The sequence below is a fragment of the Vallicoccus soli genome (assembly GCF_003594885.1).
Taxonomy (GTDB): Bacteria; Actinomycetota; Actinomycetes; order Motilibacterales; family Motilibacteraceae; genus Vallicoccus; species Vallicoccus soli.
On the sequence record NZ_QZEZ01000001.1, the window covers coordinates 954,408 to 975,130 of the forward strand.

The following is a 20,723-nucleotide window of genomic DNA, read 5'->3' on the forward strand; positions in this document are numbered from 1 at the left end:
GCCACGTCGCCGTGCCGCCCCGGGACTGGTCGTCGGGCTGCTGCTCACGGTCCTGCCCGTGGTCGCCTCGCTCGTCGGCGCGGCCGGTGCGTTCCAGCTCGCCTACCCGGTCCTCGCGGTCGCCTCGGGCGCATGGCTGCTCCTATGGGCTCGGCCCGAGGACTACCTCGAGGCGCTGGTGTGGGTGTGGGTCACCGCGGCGCTGGCTCGGCGGGTCCTGGACCACGCTGCCGGCTACACCAACCCCAGCCTGGTCGTGCTGGCCCCGTATCTGATGACGTGCGTCGGCGTGCTGGCCGCTGCGGCGCACCACCGGTCGGTCCGAGGTCCGGTCGCCGTCTTCCTCGCGGGGTACGCGTGCTTGCTCGGCGTCGGTGTGGCCGTCGGCCTCGCGTCAGGGCCGCCGGGACCGGTGGCGGCGGATGCGCTGCGGTGGCTGGCCCCGCTCTGCGCTGGTGCCTTCGCCGTGGCCGCACCCTTCGAGGCTCAGAGCCTGGCCCGGTGCACGCGGCGGGTGGTCGTGTGGCTGCTCCCCCTCGTCGGCCTCTACGGCGTCTGGCAATGGACCACCGCGCCGGCCTGGGACGCCTCCTGGCTCCGCGAGTCAGAGGAACTCGTCTCGTCCTTCGGGACGGACGAGCCGTTCGGCATGCGCGTCTGGTCGACCTTGAACTCGCCGGCCACAGCGGCCTTCTGCCTGTCCTGGCTCCTCCTGCTCGCGCTGGCCCAGCGGCTCACCGCCTGGACCGCGGTCGCGTTGGCCGCGGGCGCGGCCGCGCTGAGCCTGACCAACGTGCGAGCCGCCTGGGTCGCCCTCGCGCTCGCCGTGCTCCCGCTCCTGCTGCTCTCCCGCTCCGCGAGGCGCCAGGCGGCCCTCGTGGTGCCGGTGGCCGTCGCGGTCCTCGTCGCGGCGCAGCCGCTGCGGCAGAACCTGCTGGACCGGCTCGGGACGCTCTCCACCGGGCTGCAGGACGAGAGCGTGGCGGCGCGCATCGGTCTGCAGCTGGAGCAGGCGCCGTCGGCGCTGCGGGACCTGCTGGGCAGCGGCATCGGCAGCACGGGTACGGGCGCGCGGCTCGGTCCGGGGGGCAGCCAGGCGGTCCTCGCCAACGCCGACTCCGGCTACCTGGAGCTGCTGGTCACGTTCGGTGGTCCGCTCGGGTACGCGCTCGCGGTGGCAACGGTCGCGGTCAGCGTCGCGGCGGTGCTGCGGCTGTTCGTGGCGCGCCCGCGCGTCGAGGCGCTGGTGCCCTGGGCCTGCCTGGTCGGGACGCTGCCCGTGTCGATGCTGCTGGGCAACAGCCTCACCGGCATGCCGGGAGTGCTGCTCCTGGCCGGGCTCGGACTGCTGGCGAACAACCACCTGGAGCGCCGCGGTGCTGGCTGAGCGGGTCGTCGCGGCGCGCGAGGGCCTGAGCCGCAGCCCTCTGCTCCGGGCCGGCGGGAGCCTCGCCGTCGCCCGTCTCACCGCTACCCTCAGCGCCTTCGTCGCCACGCCGGTCCTCCTCGCGGCGCTCGGGCCCGACCGCTTCGCGGTGTACGCGATCGGCAGCGGCGCCTTCCTCTACCTGAGCGTGCTCGATCTCGGTTTCTCCGACCGGTGCCTGCTCGTGTGCTCGGCAGCCGTCAGTAGGGGCGACCGGGAGTCTGCGGCCCGCGCAGTCCGGCGGGCCGTCGCCTCGTACGCCGTAGCGGGGCTCGGGGTCGTCCTCGCGCTGGCGACGAGCTGGCAAGCGCTGTCGGGGGTGCTCAACGTCCCGGCCGACCTCCGGCGCGAGAGCCTGGTGCTGCTCTGCTTGCTCGTGCTGTCCTGGTTCGCGCAGAAGGCCACCACCTGCGCCGGCAGCCTGGCTGCACTGCGCGGGCGCTTCGGGCGCGCCCAGGTGGCGCCCGCATGGGGCGTGGCAGCTCTCCCGCTGGTCGCGGCCGCGTGCGCCGTCGTACAGCCCGACCTCGCCCTGCTGGGCGCAGGCCAGCTGGCGGTCACGGGGCTCGTGCTAGCCGCTGCCCTGCTGCTGGCTCGCCAGGACTACGCGTGGCTGAGCCGCGAGGGCGGGCAGGAGCGGCCCGACGGGGAGAGCGGTGAGGTCCGACCCGCGCCCCACCGCGGCTTCGGCCTCTACGTGCAGCTCTCGGCCCTGGCGGACATCGTCGTCTTCGCGGGCGACCGCTTCCTCGTCAGCGCCCAGCTCGGCCTGCGGGGCGTCGCGGGGCTGGAGGTGGCCAACCGGCCGGCGACGCTGGTCCGGATGGTGTCCGTCGCGCCGCTGCCCGTGCTCTTCGCCACCATGGCGCGCCGCGGTGCGGATGCGCAGGAGTCGCTCGTGCGCCGGACCAGCGCGTGGCAGGCCGCGGTCACGGCCGTGTGCGCGGCCGCGCTCGTGGGTGCCTCCGGTCCGCTGCTCGAGCTCTGGCTGCCAGGGACCATCGGTCGCGACCTCGTCCTGCTCATGCAGCTGCTGGTACCCGCCTACGCCGTGCACTCCTTGACCGGCATCTACAGCTCGGCCCTCAAGGCCCGGGGGCTGGCCGGACCGACCTGCGCCTTCTCGCTCGCCTGCGCCCTCCTCAAGACCACCCTCTTCTTCCTGCTGCTGCCCACGCAGGGGCTGCTCGCCGTCGGCTGGGCGAGCCTGGTGGGCCTCTCACTGCCGAGCGTCGCCTTCATGCTGCTGGTCGACCGTCGCATCGGGCTCACCCGCGACTGCGCGCCTCGACTGGCCGGCTTCGTGCTCGCCACGGCCGCCGGCAGCCTGGCCGGTGCCCGCGCAGCCGACCTCGCCGGCTCCTCGCCCGTCCTCGGCCTCCTCCTGGGCACCGCATCAGCCTGCACCGTGGCCGCCCTCGCCTGGCTGTTCTGGGCGCGCCTGCTCCTCGCCCTTCGGGCAGCTGCCCCGTCCACCGTCCCCGACCACGTGGAGCACCGATGAGCCTGACCTCCGTCGTGATCCCCACCTACAACGGCTGGGACTTCACCGAGCAGCTGCTGGCGCAGCTGGTCCCGCTGCCGGACGCGGCGCTCGACGTGGTCGTCGTCGACGACAAGAGCGAGCTCGACCTGTCCGGGAAGGTCGCGCGGCGGTTCCCGCACGTGCGCTTCGTGACGCGCTCGGTCAACGGCGGCTTCGCCCGTGCCGTCAACGAGGGGGTCGCGGCGACCCGGGGCGAGGTGCTCGCCGTCCTCAACAACGACCTCATCGTGTCGGCCGCGCAGCTGCGGGTGCTGGTGGACCTCGCCCGGGCCGACCACGACCTCGTCGTGAGCCCGCGCCTCGCGTACCCGGACGGACGGCCTGCGAAGGTGGCGCACCGGTTCCCGACCGCAACGAGGGACGCGCGCGACATGTTCGTCCCGACGAGGGTCCTGCGCCGGGTGGCCGCCGGCCGCGGCCCTTCGTCGGAGGAGCAGGGGCTCGTGCCGACCGACTGGGTGACCGGGGCGTGCCTGGTGTTCCACCGCAGCGTGTGGGAGCGCGTCGGACCGCTCGACGTCGACTACCGCATGTACTCCGAGGAGGTGGACTGGCAGCGCCGGGCTCGAGCGGTGGGCGTACGGTCCGCGGTGGCGGAGGCCGTGACGGTGGTCCACGACGAGTCCCAGGGGGCGGCCGCGTCGCACGAGGCCCAGCTGCGCCGGCTCGGACAGGTGTGGCGCTCGAGGGTGAGGTACCACGAGCTCCACAGCGCCCCGCGGGAACTGCGCCGGCTTCGGGCACTGAGCAAGGTCGCGCTGACCCAGGTCCCACTTCTGCGGGTGGCGGCCCTGGCGCCGCGCCTGCGCAGCGTGGCCGAGTACGAGCGCGCGCGGGTCGACGTCATTCGGCGAGCGCTGGTGCAGCGTTGATGACCCGCCCTGCGATCAGCGCCACCGTTATCACCTTGAACGAGGTCGACAAGGTGAAGGGCTGCCTCGACTCCGTGGCGTGGGCGGACGACGTGCTCGTCCTCGACAGCGGCTCCGTCGACGGCACCGTCGAGCTCGCCAGGTCCCTCGGCGCCCGCGTCGTCCACCAGGAATGGTTGGGGTACGGGCGCCAGAAGAACCGCGCTGCTGAGCTCGCAGCGAACGACTGGGTGCTGAACCTCGACGCCGACGAGCGCGTCACCCCTGCTCTGCGCGACGCCCTCCTGGGCGCCGCCTTCGACGTGCCGGGCTACTCGGTCGTGCGGCGCAGCGACTTCCTCGGCCGCTGGCACCGACCGGTGCACCGCCCGTCGGTCGAGCGGCTGGTGCGTGTGTACGACCGCAGGGTGGCAGCCTTCACCGAGGCCGCCGTGCACGAGAAGGTCGTGAGCGACGCCGGTGCGTTCGTCGACCTGGAAGGCGTGCTCGACCACTACGGCTTCCGCGGGGTGGACGACCTCGTGCTCCGGCTCAACAGGTACAGCAGCCTGCTCGCCGCGGAGCGGCCGGGCGCGCCCAGCCTGCTGCGCATGGTGTCCCGGCCCGCGGCACGCCTGGCATGGGGCTTGCTCCGGCACCGCGGTGCGTTGGACGGCCGGCGCGGCTGGGCGTACGTCGGCCTCTGGGCGGCACACGACCTGCTCGTCGAGGTCAAGCGCTTCGAACGCTCGCTCGGTCCCGCGGGGACCGCGCGCCTCCCCGAGGAGGCCGGGCATCGCTGACGCAGTGGCGACCACCTCGTCCGGCCCACGTACGGCGCGCGCCCTCCGGGGGCCGTGCCGGGCGCGGCGTGCCCGCCTAGCCCTGCCGCTGGCGGGCGCGCTGCTCGCCGCGTGCAGCACTTCCCCCGACGACGCGCCCGACCACGACGAGGTGACGGGCGAGACCGTCCGCACCACGGTCGCCGAGATCTCGGCAGGACGGGCGAGCGCGCACGACTTCACCGAGTCCGTGGGCGTGAACGTGCACCTCTTCTACTCCGACACCCCGTACGCCGACGCCGAGGCCGTGGTCGCGGCGTTGGAGGAGCTGGGGGTCCGTCATGTGCGGGACGGCCTCGCGCCGGACCGCCCGGACCAGGTGGCGGCGCTGGAGCGCCTGCGCGCCGCCGGCATCACGAGCACCCTCCTGGTGGGGGAGCCCGGGCAGGACCTCGATCCCCTCTTCGAGCTCCTCACCGGGCCGCTCGAGGGCGCGGTCAGCGCGGTCGAGGGCCCGAACGAGTACTACGCCAGCGGTGACGGCTGGGAGGACCGGGTCGTCCCGTTCCAGGAGCGCCTGCAGGACCGGGTCCTGTCCACCCCCGGGCTGGTAGGCCTCGATGTCGTGGGGCCCTCGGTGTCGGAACCGCGCCTGCGCGGGCTCAGCGAGCACGGGAACATCCACCCCTACCCGGGCGGCGGGCCCCCCGAGGCGAACATCGACGAGGAGGTCGTGGGGAGCCTCACCACCTTCGGCGACGTGCTGCCGTGGGCGACGGAGACCGGCTACCACGATGCTGTCGAGATGCCGGGCACCGACCACCAGCCCGCGGCGAGCGACGAGGAGCAAGCCGTCTACCTCCCACGGCTCCTCGCGGCCTACTTCGCCGCCGGGGTGGGGCGTACGTTCCTCTACGAGTTGTGGGACCAGTTCCCGGACCCCTCGCTGTCGGACCCGGAGGCCAACTACGGGCTCGTCGAGCACGACGGCACCCGCAAGCCCCAGTTCCTGGCCCTCGCACGGTTCCTGGACCAGGTCGCCGACGAGCCGGGGGAGCCGACCCAGGAGCCGCTGCGCTACAGGGTGCAGGGTGCGGGCGGGGACGAGGTGCACCGGCTGGCGCTGCGACGGGGCGACGGCGGCTACGACCTGCTGCTCTGGCGACCGGTCCCCGCCGGTGAGGTCGAACCGCTGCGGGTCGACGTCATCCTGCCCTGCGGGGCCCGGGTCTCGCTCGGGCAGCCGTCGCGCACCGCAGGGGTCCGGGCGCTGCCGCTCGACGAGGACTGCTCCTCCACCCTGGCGCTCGAGGACGACATCGTCGTGCTGCGCGTCGCGCCCTGAGCCACCGGCTGGAGAGCCGGGCGGGTGAGGCGCGCGGCAGGCGCGTGACGCGGGCGTGGTGCTGATCACGAGGCCGGCGGTCGTGGCCACTCGATCGCACCAACAGACAGGTCTGCGCGGACCTCGACAAACAGTGCATGGACATCAAGCGCACTGCCACCACCGCCGCGGCGGGCCTCGCGGCCATCGCCGGCCTCATCCCGGGGTTCGCCCAGCCGGCGGCGGCGGAGACGGTGAGCCCTCCCTATCCGAAGGTCACCACCTACTCCGCTCACGACGTGCTGCACGGCACCGGCGTCGTCATCCACAGCGGCTACAGCGACACGTCGTACCAGGACGGCCGCCGCACAGTCGACCTCGTCGACGGCCTCGGTGTCAGCCACGTCCGTGACGCGGTGATGCTGGGGCGACCCGACAGCTACGCCGTCCTGAAGTCCCTCGCGGCGCGCGGGATCAGGTCGAACCTCCTGCTCGGCGGCCCCGCGTACGCCGGCGACACGCGCTTCTCGACGGCCTACCTGGACGCCCTGCGCGGGCCCCTCGCGGGGACGTACGAGTCCGTGGAGCAGCCCAACGAGTACGACTGCAAGCCGGACGCCAGCTGGCTCACCACCCTGAAGGGCTACAGTGCCAACCTCGTGCGGGGGATGGATGCGGCAGCCGACCTCGCCGGGGTGCCCGTGCTGGGCCCCTCGTTCTGCCGCCCCGAGAGCGTCAGGAGCTACGGCGCCCTCCCGGCGGGCGTGGACGTCGCGAACCTGCACTCCTACCCCCAGGGCAAGGCGCCCGAGCTGGCGATCGAGGGCGTCGCGGACCGGACGCGCACCGACACCGCCCGCTCGTCGCTCGTCGTGACGGAGAGCGGTTACCACAACGCGACAGGTCAGGCGACCCGTCCGGGAGTGACCGAGGCAGCCGCCGCGGACTACCTGCCGCGCCTGCTCCTCAACAACAAGCTCAACGGCGTCAAGCGCACGTACGTCTACGAGCTGATGGACGAGAAGGTGAACGTGGCGCGGAACGACCCGGAGCAGCACTTCGGCCTCGTCCGGGTCGACGGGACGCCCAAGCCCGCGTACCACGCTGTGCGCAACCTGCTGTGGGGCATCGCCGGAGGTGACCCGAAGCAGGTCCGACCGTCGGTCGCCGAGCCGTTGACCGCCAGGATCACGGGTGGAGGACCGCTCCTGCGGTCGCTGGCGGTCGCTCGACCGGACGGCGGTCACGTGGTCGCGCTGTGGCTCGCTGACGCGCGTCACGCTGCGGGTCAGGGCAGCCCGACGGTGGAGGTGGACGTCGCGCTGCCTTCGCCCCGTCAGGTCTCGACCCTGGCCGTGTCGGCGGGGAACCGTCGGATCGACCTCGGCACGAGGTCGCGGGTCACCGTCGGCGTCACGGGCCAGGTGACCCTCCTGCAGTTGCTCCCGGCACCTGTGGTGGACGCAGTGCTCGCGCCTCCGACGCTGTCGCTCGTCCCGCGGGCCGAGCAGCTCAGTGCCGACGGCGCGACGCTCGACCGGGCGCTGGACCCCGGGCTGGGCGGCTGGACCGGCACGCCCGCCGCCGACGGGTCGGTTCCGTCCGGCGTGCGCGTCGGCGCCACCGTCACCGCACGCGACCAGGTGCTGCGCGTCAGCGTCCCTGGGAAGCCCACGCGCTGGACGGTCGAGGTGTACGCGAAGGCGAGCGCGTCCTCCGCCGACACTGCTCCCTTCTTGCAGGTGGACGGCGCGCCTGGTGCGCAGCTGCGCACGTACAAGGTCAGCGCACCCGCTCCCGTCTCCAACTTCCAGTTCAGCGCCTTCGGCCTCGGTGCGGGGACCAGCTGGGGACAGGAGATCCACGGGCAGGGCGCGGTGGGCCGGTGGCACCACCTGGCCATGGTCAACGACGGGTCGGTGCTGCGCTTCTACGTGGACGGCCTCCTCGCCGGGCAGGCGCCCTCGCGCACCTACGCCATGACGACGATCCGCGTCGGGTCGCCGGGCTCGGGCTTCCGCGGGAGCCTCGCGGACCTCACCGTCTTCCCGACCGCCCTGCCCGCTGCGACGGTGCTGGCCCACGCGACGTCCGACGACCGGCTGTCGCTCGCCAGCACGGCGTCCCCGACGGCGCCCGCCACGGCGGAGGCGGCCGGCCCGACTGTGCCGTCGGGACCGGCAGCGCGTGCCACCACCACGAGCCGCCGCGCTCCCTGGGTGCGCTACCTGCCCGTCGCCCCCTGAGCAGCGGTGCGCCGGGGCGCGGCGTCAGTAGGCGCCGCGCCCCGCGAGCACGGCGCGCCCCGTGCGCCAGAGGACGTGCGCGTCGAGCGAGAGGGACCAGTTGTCCACGTAGCGCAGGTCGAGCCGCAGGGACTCCTCCCACGACAGGTCGGAGCGGCCGGACACCTGCCACAGGCCGGTGAGGCCCGGGCGCACGAGCAGGCGGCGGTGGGCCTCCTCCGGGTACGCCGCCACCTCCACCGGCAGCGGCGGGCGCGGCCCGACGAGGGCCATGTGCCCCAGCAGCACGTTCACCAGCTGCGGCAGCTCGTCGAGGGAGTAGCGCCGGAGCACCTGCCCGACCCGCGTCACCCGCGGGTCGCGGCGCATCTTGAAGAGCACCCCGTCGCCGTCGCTCTGCGCCAGCAGCTCGGCCCGCCGGGCGTCCGCGTCGACGTACATGGAGCGGAACTTCAGCATCGTGAACTCGCGCCCGTGCGCGCCGACCCGGCGCTGGCGGTAGATCGCCGGACCCTCGCTCGTCGTCGCGACGAGCGTGCCGAGCACCAGCAGGAGCGGGGACAGCACGACGAGGGCGAGCGCGGCGAGGGCGCGGTCGATCAGCGACTTGAGCAGCAGCCGCGAGCCGGAGAGCACCGGGTGCTCCACGTGCAGCAGCGACAGGCCGGCGGCCGGGCGGATCGACAGCCGGGGGCCGGCGACCTCGACGATGCCGGGGGAGACGACGAGCTCGGTGCCGGCCGCCTCGAGCCGCCAGGCGAGCCGGCGAAGGTCCTCGCCGGCGAGCTCCGGGCTCGAGACGACGGCGACGGTGTCGGCCGCCGTCGCCGCCACCGCGTCCTCGACGCGGTCGGGGCCCGGCAGCACCGTCGAGAAGCGGCGTGCCACTGCGCCCTGATGATCGTCGTCCGTCACGACCGCACCCACGACCTGCAGGCCGTGCGAGGGCTCACGCGAGAGCTGGTCCGCCAGGTGCAGGACGTCCTCGGTCCGCCCGAGGGCCAGGACCCGCTGCACGGAACGCCCCGCGGCCCACTCGCGGTGCAGCCGGCGCCGCAGCAGCGACCGCCCCGCGAGGTCCAGCACGAGCGCCGCCGGCAGCGCGATCGCGAGGAAGCCGCGCGCGACGTCGGTCTTCGTGACGTACGCCAGCACGGCCACGAGAGCCCCGAGGTGCAGAGCGCTCGCCGCCACTCGGCGGAGCTCGTCCGGACCGGAGCCCAGGAAGCGGGGCTCGTACGCTCGGTGGGCCGCGAGCGACAGCACCCAGACCATCGGTGCGAGGGCGGCTGCCGCGGCGTAGGCGGCAGGCGCCGGGTGGGGCCCGTCGCCGAAGCGCCCGACGAGCGCCGCCACGCCGGCGAGCAGACCGGCACCTGAGTCCACCAGCAGGGCTGACGGGACGTACCAGACCCGCCAGGGGCGCGAGGGCGTCGAGGGTGCGGTCCGTCCGACGAGCCCCGCGACGCCGTCGCGCAGGTCGATGACGCCGTCCTCCTCGACCGCACCGCGCGCAGGGACGGCGTCCTGGGGGACGGTGCCGCTCACCGCTGGGCCGTCGCGTCGGGCTGGAGCCGCGCGTAGTCGTCCTCGAGCCGCTCGATGTCGCACTCGTCGAAGTCCCCGAACGCCACCTCGAGGAAACGCGCGGGGGCAGAGCCGGTGCAGCGGACCCGGTGGGTCGTCCCCCGCGGGATCCAGACGCGCTCTCCTACGGTGAGCAAGCTAGTGCGCCCGCCGACCTCAACCTCCAGGCCCGGGTCGAGCGCCGTCCACCACTCGTCGCGGCTCGTGTGGCGCTGCAAGGAGAGTCGGCACCCCGGGTCGACGGTCAGCACCTTGACGGTGCTCCGCTGGTTGAGCGTCAGCAGGTCGAAGCGGCCCCAAGGCCGCTCGTCGGTCACGACGACGGGGAGCGAAGGGGCGACCGAGCCGCCGGTCCGCGGCGCAGGGGGGGTGGTGAGGTCGACGGGCGTCATCGCGGCTCCTGGTGAGCGGACGGGTGCGGTGCTCCTCGTCGTCGAGAGCGTGGGCCCACGCTAGGGAGCGCACGTGAACTCGGGGAGAGCACCGTGTGTCCTTCTCACGCACCGCGCGCGGGTCGTGGCCCATCGTCGCACGCAGGGGCCTGCGCGGACGACACCGGTGCCGAGCACCGCACGCGGCGTCGCCGCGACGAGCCGAGGCCCCGCACCGGCCTTCCGGTGCGGGACCTCGGCGCCGGGCTCAGCTCGTGGACACCTGCTGCACGGGGGCGTCCGTGGCCGCGTCGAGCGCCTGCGCGGACGCGGGGGCCGGCGCGGGGGCCGGCGCAGGAGCCGGCGCGGGGGCCGGCGCCGCGCTGGCGGCCGCACCCTGCGCACCCTGCGCGCCCGCGGCCCGCTCCGGCGCCGGGCGGTGCAGCCACACGGTGCCCAGCGGCGGGACCCGCAGGGTGGCCGAGGCGGGCATGCCGTGCCACGGCACGTCCTCGGCCTGCACCGCGCCGAGGTTGCCGACGCCGCTGCCCGCGTAGAGCTCGGCGTCGGTGTTGACGACCTCGCGCCACTCGCCGGTCTCGGGCAGGCCGAGGCGGTAGCCCTCGTGCGGGACGCCGGCGAAGTTCGCGATGCAGGCCAGCAGCGAGCCGTCGGTGCCGCGGCGGACGAAGGAGAACGTGTTCCCGGCGGAGTCGTTCGCGTCGATCCACGAGAACCCGGCGGGGTCGGAGTCCTGGGTCCACAGCGCCGGCGTCGCGGCGTAGGTGGTGTTGAGGTCCTGCACGAGGCGCTGCACGCCGCCGTGGTCGGGGTTGTCGGTGAGCCACCAGTCGAGGTCGCGGCTCTCGGACCACTCCGACTCCTGGGCGAACTCCTGACCCATGAAGAGCAGCTGCTTGCCGGGGTGCGCCCACATGAAGGCGAGGTAGGCGCGCAGGTTCGCCAGCTGCTGCCACCGGTCGCCCGGCATCTTGCGCAGCAGGGAGCCCTTGCCGTGCACGACCTCGTCGTGGCTGATGGGCAGCACGAAGTTCTCGCTGAACGCGTACACCATGGAGAACGTCATCTGGTGGTGGTGGTACGCGCGGTGCACCGGCTCGTGGGAGACGTACTCCAGCGAGTCGTGCATCCAGCCCATGTTCCACTTGAACCCGAAGCCGAGCCCGCCCAGGTGCGTCGGGCGGGTCACGCCGGGCCAGGAGGTGGACTCCTCGGCGATGGTGACGATGCCCGGGACCCGCCGGTACGCCGTCGCGTTCATCTCCTGCAGGAACGACACCGCGTCGAGGTTCTCGCGGCCGCCGTACTGGTTGGGCAGCCACGCGCCCTCGGGGCGGGAGTAGTCGAGGTAGAGCATCGAGGCGACCGCGTCGACGCGCAGCCCGTCGACGTGGAACTCCTCGAGCCAGAACAGGGCGTTGGCGACGAGGAAGTTGCGGACCTCGCTGCGCCCGAAGTCGAAGACGTACGTGCCCCAGTCCAGCTGCTCGCCGCGGCGCGGGTCGGCGTGCTCGTAGAGCGCGGTGCCGTCGAACCGGGCCAGCGCCCAGGCGTCCTTGGGGAAGTGCGCCGGCACCCAGTCGACGATGACGCCGATGCCCTCCTGGTGGAACCGGTCCACGAGGTGGCGGAAGTCGTCGGGGGAGCCGAAGCGCGACGTGGGGGCGTAGTACGACGTGACCTGGTAGCCCCACGACCCGCCGAAGGGGTGCTCGGCGACGGGCAGCAGCTCCACGTGCGTGAAGCCCATCCACTTCACGTAGCCGACGAGGTCCTCGGCCATCTCGCGGTAGGTCTTGCCGACCCGCCACGAGCCGAGGTGGACCTCGTACACGCTCATCGGCCGCTGCACCGCGCTGCCCTCGGCGCGCGCGCGCATCCAGTCGTCGTCGCCCCAGGTGTAGTCGGACGTGAAGACCTTGGACGCGGTCGACGGCGGCGTCTCGGTGGCGAAGGCCATCGGGTCGGCCTTCTGCCGCCACTGGCTGTCGCTGCCGAGGACCTCGAACTTGTAGTGGGTGCCGTCGCCCACGTCGGGGACGAACAGCTCCCACACGCCGCTCGAGCCGAGCGAGCGCATGGGGTGGGCCCGGCCGTCCCAGTAGTTGAAGTCGCCGATGACCCGCACGCCGCGGGCGCTCGGCGCCCACACCGCGAAGGACGTCCCGGTGATGTCGCCCTGGGCGGAGCGGTAGGTGCGCACGTGCGCGCCGAGGACGTCCCAGAGCCGCTCGTGGCGGCCCTCGCCGATGAGGTGCAGGTCGACCTCGCCGAGCGTCGGCAGGAACCGGTACGGGTCGTCCTGCCGGGTGGGCGGGCCGCCGTACGCGACCTCGAGGCGGTAGTCCGGGGCGTGCCCGCCCGGCGCGGGCAGCACGGCGACCCACACGCCCTCGTGCTCGTGCTCGAGCTCGTGCCGCTCGTCCCCGACGACGGCGGCCACCGCGGTGGCCCACGGGCGCAGCACGCGCAGGGTGGCGCTCGTCCCCTCGACGTGCGCCCCGAGGACGCCGTGCGGGTCGTGGTGGGCGCCGCCGACGAGGCGGTCGAGCTCCTCACGGCCGACGGGCCGCGGGGCGGGGGTGGTCGCGGTCGGCTTCGAGGGGGGCATCAGGACCTCCGCTCGCCCTGGGTGGCGAGCCGTTCGATGGCGGACAGGGGGATGCGCAGCCAGCCGGGCCGGTTGCGCGCCTCGTACACGGCCTCGTAGACCGCCTTGTCGACCTCGAAGGCGCGCAGGACGGCGCCGTCCTCCCGGGGGTCGCGCCCGGCGGCCTCGCCGTAGCCGGCGCAGAAGGCGTCGCGGTTGCGCTCGGCCCACTCCGTCGCCCGGTACTCCAGGTGCGGCTCCGGGCGGTCGACGAGCAGGTGCCGCGCGGCGTAGTCGAACGAGCGGAGCATGCCCGCGACGTCCTTGAGCGGGGAGTCCATCGCCTGCCGCTCGCGCAGCGGACGCGCCGGCTCGCCCTCGAAGTCGAGCAGCTTCCAGCCCTTGAGCGTGCGCATGGTCTGGCCGAGGTGGAAGTCGCCGTGCACCCGCTGCACCGGCAGCCCGCCCGGCAGCGCGGCGAGGTCGTCGAACGCCGCGGCGAGCGCGTCGGCGTGCTCCTCGAGCCCCGGCACCTCGGGCAGCGCGCGGCGCAGGCGCTCGTGCATGCCCTGCGCCAGGGCGCGCAGGGCGTCCTGGTCGAGCGTGCCGGTGCCGAGGGTCTCGCGCAGCGCCTGGTGCACCTGCGCGGTCGCCTCGCCCAGGCGCGAGGCCTCGCCGGCGAAGTCGCCGCCCACCTCGTCGGCGTGCAGGTCGCCCTCGGCGTAGAGGTCGCGGACGCTGGCCTTGGCCGACTCCCAGCCCTCGGTGGCCGTGGTGAGGAAGCACTGGAGCATCGCGAGGCTGCCGGTGCCCGCCTCGCCGGAGGCCGGGTCGGTCCAGCGGCCCTCGACCCAGCCGAGGATCTCGGCCACGTGCTCGGAGCCGGCGCGCACGAGCGCCTCGTGGATCTCGATGTCGGGGTTGAGCCCGAAGGAGACCTTGCGGAACACCTTCATGATGGTGCTGCCGCCGTACACGAGCGAGGTGTTGCTCTGCTCGGCGCCGATGACGATCGAGGTGGCGTCCTCGTCGACCTCCGCGCCGCCGTCGACCCGGTGGAAGACCACGCCGTCCTCCCTGCGCCCCGACGCCACCCCGCCCGTCCAGAGGCCGGTGGCCTCCTTGTCGTGCAGGGCGTCGTAGAGCCACGTCGTGCCGCCCCCGCCGGTCACCTCCTCGACGAGGACGTGCGCGAGGCCCTCGACCGGGGCGTCGCGGCGCACCAGGGGCAGCTGGTACGTCTCGGCCTCGCCGTCGGCGTAGCGCACGTGCACGAGGTCGAGCGTGGTGCGCTCGTCGAGCGCCGCCACCGTGGTCGTGCCGGTGACCTCCCACTGCCGGCTCTTGCCGGCGAACCACCGCTGGGCGGGCAGGAAGGCGGTCAGCGCCTCGACGGACGGGCGCACCGCGGGGTCCGCGCTCATGCGGGGAGCACCTCCTCCGGGGATCGGGCGAGCCGGAACCAGAGGAACCCGTGGCCCCCCAGCGTGAGCAGGTACGGCAGCTCGCCGACGGTCGGGAACTCCACCCCGCCGAGCAGCTCGATGGGCCGGTAGCCCTCCCAGCGCCGCAGGTCGAGCTCGACCGGCTGGGCGAAGCGGGACAGGTTGTTCACGCACAGGACGATGTCGTCGCCGAACTCGCGGATGAACGAGAAGACGCTGGGGTTGCTGCCGCCCAGGTCCTCCCACGAGCCCATGCCGAACGCGGGGTTCTCCCGGCGCACCGCGATGAGCCGGCGGGTCCAGTGCAGCAGCGAGGTGGTGTTCGCCAGCTGCGCCTCGACGTTCGTCACCTGGTAGCCGTAGACCGGGTCCATGATGACCGGCAGGTAGAGCTGGCCCGGGTTGCAGGTGGAGAACCCGGCGTTGCGGTCGGGCGTCCACTGCATCGGGGTGCGCACCCCGTCGCGGTCGCCGAGCCAGATGTTGTCGCCCATGCCGATCTCGTCGCCGTAGTACATGACCGGCGAGCCCGGCAGCGACAGCAGCAGGGCGTTGAAGAGCTCGAGCTGGTTGCGGTCGTTGTCCAGCAGCGGCGCCAGGCGCCGGCGGATGCCGATGTTCGCCTTCATGCGGGGGTCCTTGGCGTACTCGCCCCACATGTAGTCGCGCTCCTCGTCGGTGACCATCTCGAGCGTCAGCTCGTCGTGGTTCCGCAGGAACACGCCCCACTGGCAGCCCTCGGGGATCTTCGGCGTGGCCGCCATGATCTCCGAGATGGGGTAGCGCGACTCCCGGCGCACGCCCATGAACAGGCGCGGCATCACCGGGAAGTGGAACGCCATGTGGCACTCGTCGTCGTCGCCGAAGTACTCGACCACGTCGTCGGGCCACTGGTTCGCCTCGCACAGCAGCACGCGGTCCGGGTAGAGGCGGTCGACCTCGGCGCGGACCCGGCGCAGGAACTCGTGCGTCCTCGGCAGGTTCTCGCAGTTGGTGCCCTCCTCCTCGAAGAGGTAGGGCACGGCGTCGAGCCGGAAGCCGTCGATGCCGAGGTCGAGCCAGAAGCGCAGCGCCTCGAGGATCGCCTCCTGCACCCGCGGGTTCTCGAAGTTCAGGTCCGGCTGGTGGCTGAAGAAGCGGTGCCAGAAGTACTGCTTGCGCACCGGGTCGAACGTCCAGTTCGACGTCTCGGTGTCGACGAAGATGATGCGCGCGTCCTGGTACTTCTCGTCGGTGTCGGACCAGACGTAGAAGTCGCCGTACGGGCCGTCCGGGTCCGAGCGCGAGGCCTGGAACCACGGGTGCTGGTCCGAGGTGTGGTTCATGACGAAGTCGATGATCACGCGCAGCCCGCGCGAGTGCGCCTCGTCGACGAACTCGGTGAAGTCGCCGATCGTGCCGAACTCCGGCAGCACGTTGGTGTAGTCGGCCACGTCGTACCCGCCGTCGCGCAGCGGCGAGGTGAAGAACGGCGGGAGCCAGAGGCAGTCGACCCCGAGCCACTGGAGGTAGTCGAGCTTCTCCGTCAGGCCCTTGATGTCGCCGGTGCCGTTGCCGTCGCCGTCCTTGAAGGTGCCGACGAGCACCTCGTAGAAGAGGGCGCGCTTGAACCACTCCGGGTCGCGGTGGACGTCGGTCTCGTCGAGGAACGGCTCGATGGTGCCGTCGTCGTTCACGCGTCCCTCCGAACGGTGATCACGTGGGCGGGCTCGTGGTGCGGGTCCAGGCGGACGTAGTCGTACTCGCCCCACCGGTAGTCCTCACCGGTGATCTCGTCGTGGGCGGTGAAGCCCTCGTGCCACTGCATGCCCAGCGCGCCCATGTCGAGCTTGACCGTGGCCTCGCGCGTGGAGTGGGGATCGAGGTTGACCACGACGATGACGACGTCGTCGCCCTCGCGCTTGGACCAGGCCATGACGGCGTCGTTGTCGGTGGCGTGGAAGTGCAGGTCGCGCAGCTGCTGCAGCGCCGGGTGCGCCCGGCGCACCGCGTTGAGCCGGGTGAGGTACGGCGCGAGGCTGCGCCCCTCGCGCTCGGCCGCGGCGTAGTCGCGCGGGCGGTACTGGAACTTCTCCGTGTCGAGGTACTCCTCGCTGCCGGGGCGCACGGCGACGTGCTCGAAGAGCTCGTAGCCGCTGTAGACGCCCCACGTGGGGGAGAGCAGCGCCGCGAGCACGGCGCGGATCTTGAACATCGGCGGGCCGCCGTACTGCAGCGACGCGTGGAGGATGTCCGGGGTGTTCACGAAGGCGTTGGGGCGCATGTACGCCGCGGCGGGCCCGCTCAGCTCGCGGAAGTACTCCTCGAGCTCCCACTTCTCCGTGCGCCAGGTGAAGTAGGTGTACGACTGGTGGAAGCCCACCTTGGCCAGCGCGTGCATCATCGGCGGGCGGGTGAACGCCTCGGCGAGGAACACCACGTCCGGGTCGGTCTTGCGGACCTCGCCGAGCAGCCACTCCCAGAAGTTCACGGGCTTGGTGTGGGGGTTGTCCACGCGGAACACCCGCACCCCGTGCGCCATCCAGTGCCGCACGATGCGCAGCACCTCGGCGTAGATGCCCTTGGGGTCGCGGTCGAAGTTGACCGGGTAGATGTCCTGGTACTTCTTCGGCGGGTTCTCCGCGTACGCGATCGAGCCGTCGGCCAGGACCGTGAACCACTCCGGGTGCTCCTGCACCCACGGGTGGTCCGGCGCCGCCTGCAGCGCGAGGTCGAGGGCGACCTCCATGCCGAGCTCGCGGGTGCGCGCGACGAAGGCGTCGAAGTCCTCGATCGTGCCGAGGTCGGGGTGCACCGCGTCGTGCCCGCCGGCGGCCGAGCCGATCGCCCACGGCGAGCCCGGGTCGTGCGGGCCGGGGGTGAGCGTGTTGTTCGGCCCCTTGCGGTTCACCGTGCCGATCGGGTGGATCGGCGGCAGGTAGACGACGTCGAAGCCCATGGCCGCGATCGCCGGCAGCCGCTCCTGCGCCTGGCGGAACGTGCCGGACGCCCACGACCCGTCCTCGCGCTGCACCGCGCCCTCCGAGCGCGGGAAGAACTCGTACCAGCTGCCGTAGAGCGCGCGCACGCGGTCGACCTGCAGCGGGAGCCGGTCGCTGCTCGTCACGAGCTCGCGCAGCGGCGACTCCGCGAGCACCGCCTCGACCTCCGGCGCGAAGGCGGCCCCCAGGCGCACCTCCGGCGGGCGCGAGGCGTCGCGCAGCGCCACGGCCACGTCCTTGAGGAGCTGGCGCGGCTCCCCCTTGGGGGCCTGCCGGCTCGCCCGCTCGAACAGGCGCGCGCCCTCCTCGAGCATGAGCTCGACGTCGATGCCGGCCGGCACCTTGATCTCGGCGTTGTGGTGCCAGGTCGCGACCGGGTCGCTCCACGCCTCCACGGCGTACGTCCAGCGGCCCTCCACGTCGGGGCGCACCTCGGCGACCCAGCGGTCGGTGGCCCCGCCGAGCCCTGCCGGCACCGCGCCCTCGCCGGGCGCCAGCTTGCGCATCGGCGTCCAGGGCCCCTTCGTGCCGTCGGGCCGGCGCAGGGCCACGTTGGCGCTCACCGCGTCGTGGCCCTCGCGGAACACCGTGGCGCTCACCTCGAAGGCCTCGCCGACGACCGCCTTCGCCGGGTAGCGCCCGCAGCCCACGAGGGGCTGCACGTCCATGATCGGGATGCGTCCAGTCATCAGCGGCAACCTACCCAGGGGGTCCTGCGGGGGACACGTACGGAGGTCACGCTGTCCCGGTCGCGGCGGGTCGAAACCGCGGGGCGCGCCCGCCCTGGGCCGGACCGGTCGGCCGCAAGAAGTTGCGACACGTGCAAGGGAATGACGTGACGGACGGTGTGCCCGTATCGTCGTGCGGGTGAGAGCGATCCGACGGTTCACCGTCCGCACCGTGCTGCCCGCGCCCCTCGCCCCGCTCGGCGAGCTCGCGCTCAACCTGCGCTGGTCGTGGCACCCGCAGACCCAGGACCTGTTCCGGTCCGTGGACCCCGCCGCCTGGGAGGCGGTGGGGCACGACCCGCTGGCGCTGCTGGGGACGCTGACCCCCGCCCGGCTCGAGGAGCTCGCCGCCGACCGCGAGCTCGTCGCCCGGGTCGGCGCGGCCGCGGAGGACCTCGACGCGTACCTGACGGGGGACCGCTGGTACCAGGGGCAGCCCGCCGGGGCGCCCGCCTCGATCGCCTACTTCTCGCCCGAGTACGGCATCACCGCCGTCCTGCCGCAGTACTCCGGCGGCCTCGGCATCCTCGCCGGCGACCACCTCAAGACCGCCTCCGACCTCGGCGTGCCGATCGTCGGCGTCGGGCTGCTCTACCGGCACGGCTACTTCACCCAGTCGCTCTCGCGCGAGGGGTGGCAGCAGGAGCACTACCCGCTGCTCGACCCCGACGCGCTGCCCATCACGAAGCTGCGCGAGGCCGACGGCAGCCCGGTGCGCGTCGCCGTGGACCTGCCGGGCGGGCGCCAGCTGCACGCCGACGTCTGGAAGGCGCAGGTCGGGCGCGTGCCGCTCCTGCTGCTCGACTCCGACGTCGAGGACAACGACCCCACCGAGCGCGACGTCACCGACCGCCTCTACGGCGGCGGGTCCGAGCACCGCCTGCTGCAGGAGATGCTCCTCGGCATCGGCGGCGTGCGCGCGCTGCGCGCCTGGTCGCGCATCTCCGGCGCGCCCGCCCCCGAGGTGTTCCACACCAACGAGGGCCACGCCGGCTTCCTCGGCGTCGAGCGCATCCGCGAGCTCATGACCGGCGAGGGCCTGTCCTTCGACGAGGCGCTCGAGGCGGCCCGCTCCGCGACCGTCTTCACCACGCACACCCCCGTCCCCGCGGGCATCGACCGCTTCGGCCGCGACCTCGTCGCCCAGCACTTCGGCGGCGACAGCGCGACCCCGGGCGTGCCGGTCGACCGCATCCTCGCGCTCGGCGCGGAGACGTACGAGGGCGGCGACCCGGGCGTCTTCAACATGGCCGTCATGGGCTTCCGCCTCGCCCAGCGCGCCAACGGCGTGGCCAAGCTCCACGGCGTGGTCAGCCGGGGCATGTTCAACGGCCTCTGGCCGGGCTTCGACCGCCAGGAGGTGCCGATCGGCTCGGTCACCAACGGCGTGCACGCCCCGACGTGGGTGGCCCGCGAGGTCTTCGAGCTCGGCGAGAAGGCCGCCGGCGGCCCGCTGACCGAGCCCGACGACGCCTGGCGCGCGCTCGACACCGTGAGCGACGCCGACGTCTGGGGCCTGCGCCGCGTCCTGCGCGAGAAGCTCGTGCACGAGGCCCGCGCCCGCCTGCGCGCCGCGTGGGCCGAGCGCGGCGCCAGCGACGCCGAGCTGGGCTGGGTCCAGGACGTCCTCGACCCCGACGTCCTCACCATCGGCTTCGCCCGGCGCGTGCCGTCGTACAAGCGGCTCACGCTCATGCTCCGCGACCCCGAGCGGCTGCGCTCCCTGCTGCTGCACCCCACCCGCCCGGTGCAGATCGTCGTCGCGGGCAAGGCGCACCCGGCCGACGAGGGCGGCAAGCGGCTCATCCAGGACCTCGTCCGCTTCGCCGACGACCCGGCGGTGCGCCACCGGATCGTGTTCCTGCCGAACTACGACATCGCCATGGCGCAGACGCTCTACCCGGGCTGCGACGTGTGGCTCAACAACCCGCTGCGCCCGCTCGAGGCCTGCGGCACGTCGGGCATGAAGGCCGCGCTCAACGGCTGCCTCAACCTCTCCATCCTCGACGGGTGGTGGGACGAGATGTACGACGGCAACAACGGCTGGGCCATCCCCACCGCCGACGGCGTCGAGGACCCGGACCGCCGCGACGACCTCGAGGCCGCCGCGCTCTACGACCTCGTCGAGTCCAACGTCGCGGCGCGGTTCTACGACCGCGACGCCGACGGGCTGCCGCGCCGGTGGCTCGAGATGGTCCGGCACGACCTGAAGTCCCTCGGGCCCAAGGTCCTCTCGAGCCGCATGCTCGCCGACTACGTCCGCGACCTCTACGTCCCCGCCGGCGCCTCGGGCCGCGTCCTCGACGGCGCCGGGCACGAGCGGGCCAAGGAGCTCGCGGCGTGGAAGCTGCGCGTGCGCGGCGCCTGGGGCGGCGTGCGCGTCGACCACGTCGAGGCCGACGGCGTGGGGGACACCCCGCAGCTCGGCACGACGGTGGGCGTGCGCGCCTTCGTCAGCCTCGGCGCGCTCTCGCCCGAGGACGTCGAGGTGCAGGTCGTGCACGGCCAGGTCGACGCCCACGACGACCTGACCTCGACCACGGCGGTGCCCCTGCAGCACGCCGAGGCGTTCGAGCAGGGCCGGCACCGCTTCGAGGGGCAGATGCGCCTCGAGCGCACGGGCCCCTTCGGCTACACGGTGCGCGTCCTGCCCCGCCACGAGCTCACCGCCGGCCCCGCCGAGCTCGGCCTCGTGGCGCTGCCCACCGTCACCGCGTCGGAGCCGTCCACCGACTACCTGCGCTGACCCTCCCGATCCCCGGGATCCGCAGAAGGCGCCCTCCTGGCGGCTAGATCGCCAGAAGGGCGCCTTCTGCGGTTACGGA

General features: G+C 73.5%; 13 protein-coding genes. 7 read left to right on the forward strand and 6 right to left on the reverse strand.

The window, feature by feature from the left end:
- Window positions 1-58: 58 nt before the first annotated feature.
- The 6 genes from D5H78_RS04540 to D5H78_RS04565 all read left to right on the forward strand — a co-directional run bounded on the left by D5H78_RS04540 (window position 59) and on the right by D5H78_RS04565 (window position 8,175).
- Window positions 59-1,387, forward strand: coding sequence for an O-antigen ligase family protein (locus tag D5H78_RS04540; protein WP_119949105.1), 1,329 nt, complete (start codon window positions 59-61; stop codon window positions 1,385-1,387).
- Window positions 1,377-2,930 carry a lipopolysaccharide biosynthesis protein gene (locus D5H78_RS04545; RefSeq protein ID WP_119949106.1) on the forward strand — a complete coding sequence of 518 codons (1,554 nt, stop codon included), beginning with the start codon at window positions 1,377-1,379 and terminating at the stop codon, window positions 2,928-2,930. Before D5H78_RS04540 ends, D5H78_RS04545 begins: the two co-directional genes overlap by 11 nt.
- Window positions 2,927-3,844 carry a glycosyltransferase family 2 protein gene (locus D5H78_RS04550; protein WP_119949107.1) on the forward strand — a complete coding sequence of 306 codons (918 nt, stop codon included), beginning with the start codon at window positions 2,927-2,929 and terminating at the stop codon, window positions 3,842-3,844. The genes D5H78_RS04545 and D5H78_RS04550 overlap by 4 nt, the downstream gene beginning before the upstream one ends.
- The gene (locus D5H78_RS04555) at window positions 3,844-4,626 is read left to right on the forward strand and encodes a glycosyltransferase family 2 protein (protein ID WP_119949108.1); all 783 of its coding nucleotides are present in this window, start codon (window positions 3,844-3,846) and stop codon (window positions 4,624-4,626) included. Before D5H78_RS04550 ends, D5H78_RS04555 begins: the two co-directional genes overlap by 1 nt.
- Window positions 4,627-4,777: 151 nt before the next feature.
- The gene (locus D5H78_RS04560; RefSeq protein WP_119949109.1) at window positions 4,778-5,950 is read left to right on the forward strand and encodes a hypothetical protein; all 1,173 of its coding nucleotides are present in this window, start codon (window positions 4,778-4,780) and stop codon (window positions 5,948-5,950) included.
- A 137-nt stretch (window positions 5,951-6,087) separates the two neighbouring features.
- Window positions 6,088-8,175, forward strand: coding sequence for a LamG domain-containing protein (locus D5H78_RS04565; protein WP_119949110.1), 2,088 nt, complete (start codon window positions 6,088-6,090; stop codon window positions 8,173-8,175).
- Window positions 8,176-8,199: 24 nt separating this feature from the next.
- Here the strand turns inward: D5H78_RS04565 and D5H78_RS04570 are convergent, their stop codons facing one another.
- From D5H78_RS04570 to D5H78_RS04595, 6 genes are all read right to left on the reverse strand, one after another.
- On the reverse strand, window positions 8,200-9,723 hold the full coding sequence (locus D5H78_RS04570) for a sugar transferase (protein ID WP_218566231.1): 1,524 nt from the start codon (window positions 9,721-9,723) through the stop codon (window positions 8,200-8,202).
- The gene (locus D5H78_RS04575; RefSeq protein WP_119949111.1) at window positions 9,720-10,154 is read right to left on the reverse strand and encodes a phosphomannose isomerase type II C-terminal cupin domain; all 435 of its coding nucleotides are present in this window, start codon (window positions 10,152-10,154) and stop codon (window positions 9,720-9,722) included. Before D5H78_RS04575 ends, D5H78_RS04570 begins: the two co-directional genes overlap by 4 nt.
- Before the next feature lie 247 nt (window positions 10,155-10,401).
- On the reverse strand, window positions 10,402-12,765 hold the full coding sequence (gene glgB, locus D5H78_RS04580) for a 1,4-alpha-glucan branching protein GlgB (protein WP_119949112.1): 2,364 nt from the start codon (window positions 12,763-12,765) through the stop codon (window positions 10,402-10,404).
- Window positions 12,765-14,168 (reverse strand): maltokinase N-terminal cap-like domain-containing protein, encoded by a 1,404-nt coding sequence (locus D5H78_RS04585; RefSeq protein ID WP_119949113.1) that lies wholly within the window; start codon window positions 14,166-14,168, stop codon window positions 12,765-12,767. The genes glgB and D5H78_RS04585 overlap by 1 nt, the downstream gene beginning before the upstream one ends.
- Window positions 14,165-15,865: a maltose alpha-D-glucosyltransferase gene (gene treS, locus D5H78_RS04590; protein ID WP_119949114.1), complete on the reverse strand. Its 1,701-nt coding sequence runs from the start codon at window positions 15,863-15,865 to the stop codon at window positions 14,165-14,167. Before treS ends, D5H78_RS04585 begins: the two co-directional genes overlap by 4 nt.
- Entirely contained in the window at window positions 15,862-17,859 is a 1,998-nt protein-coding gene (locus D5H78_RS04595; RefSeq protein WP_165865598.1) for an alpha-1,4-glucan--maltose-1-phosphate maltosyltransferase, read from the reverse strand. Before D5H78_RS04595 ends, treS begins: the two co-directional genes overlap by 4 nt.
- A 178-nt stretch (window positions 17,860-18,037) precedes the next feature.
- On the opposite strand from D5H78_RS04595, the gene glgP reads away from it, so the two are divergent.
- On the forward strand, window positions 18,038-20,644 hold the full coding sequence (glgP, locus tag D5H78_RS04600) for an alpha-glucan family phosphorylase (protein WP_119949381.1): 2,607 nt from the start codon (window positions 18,038-18,040) through the stop codon (window positions 20,642-20,644).
- Window positions 20,645-20,723 lie beyond the last annotated feature (79 nt).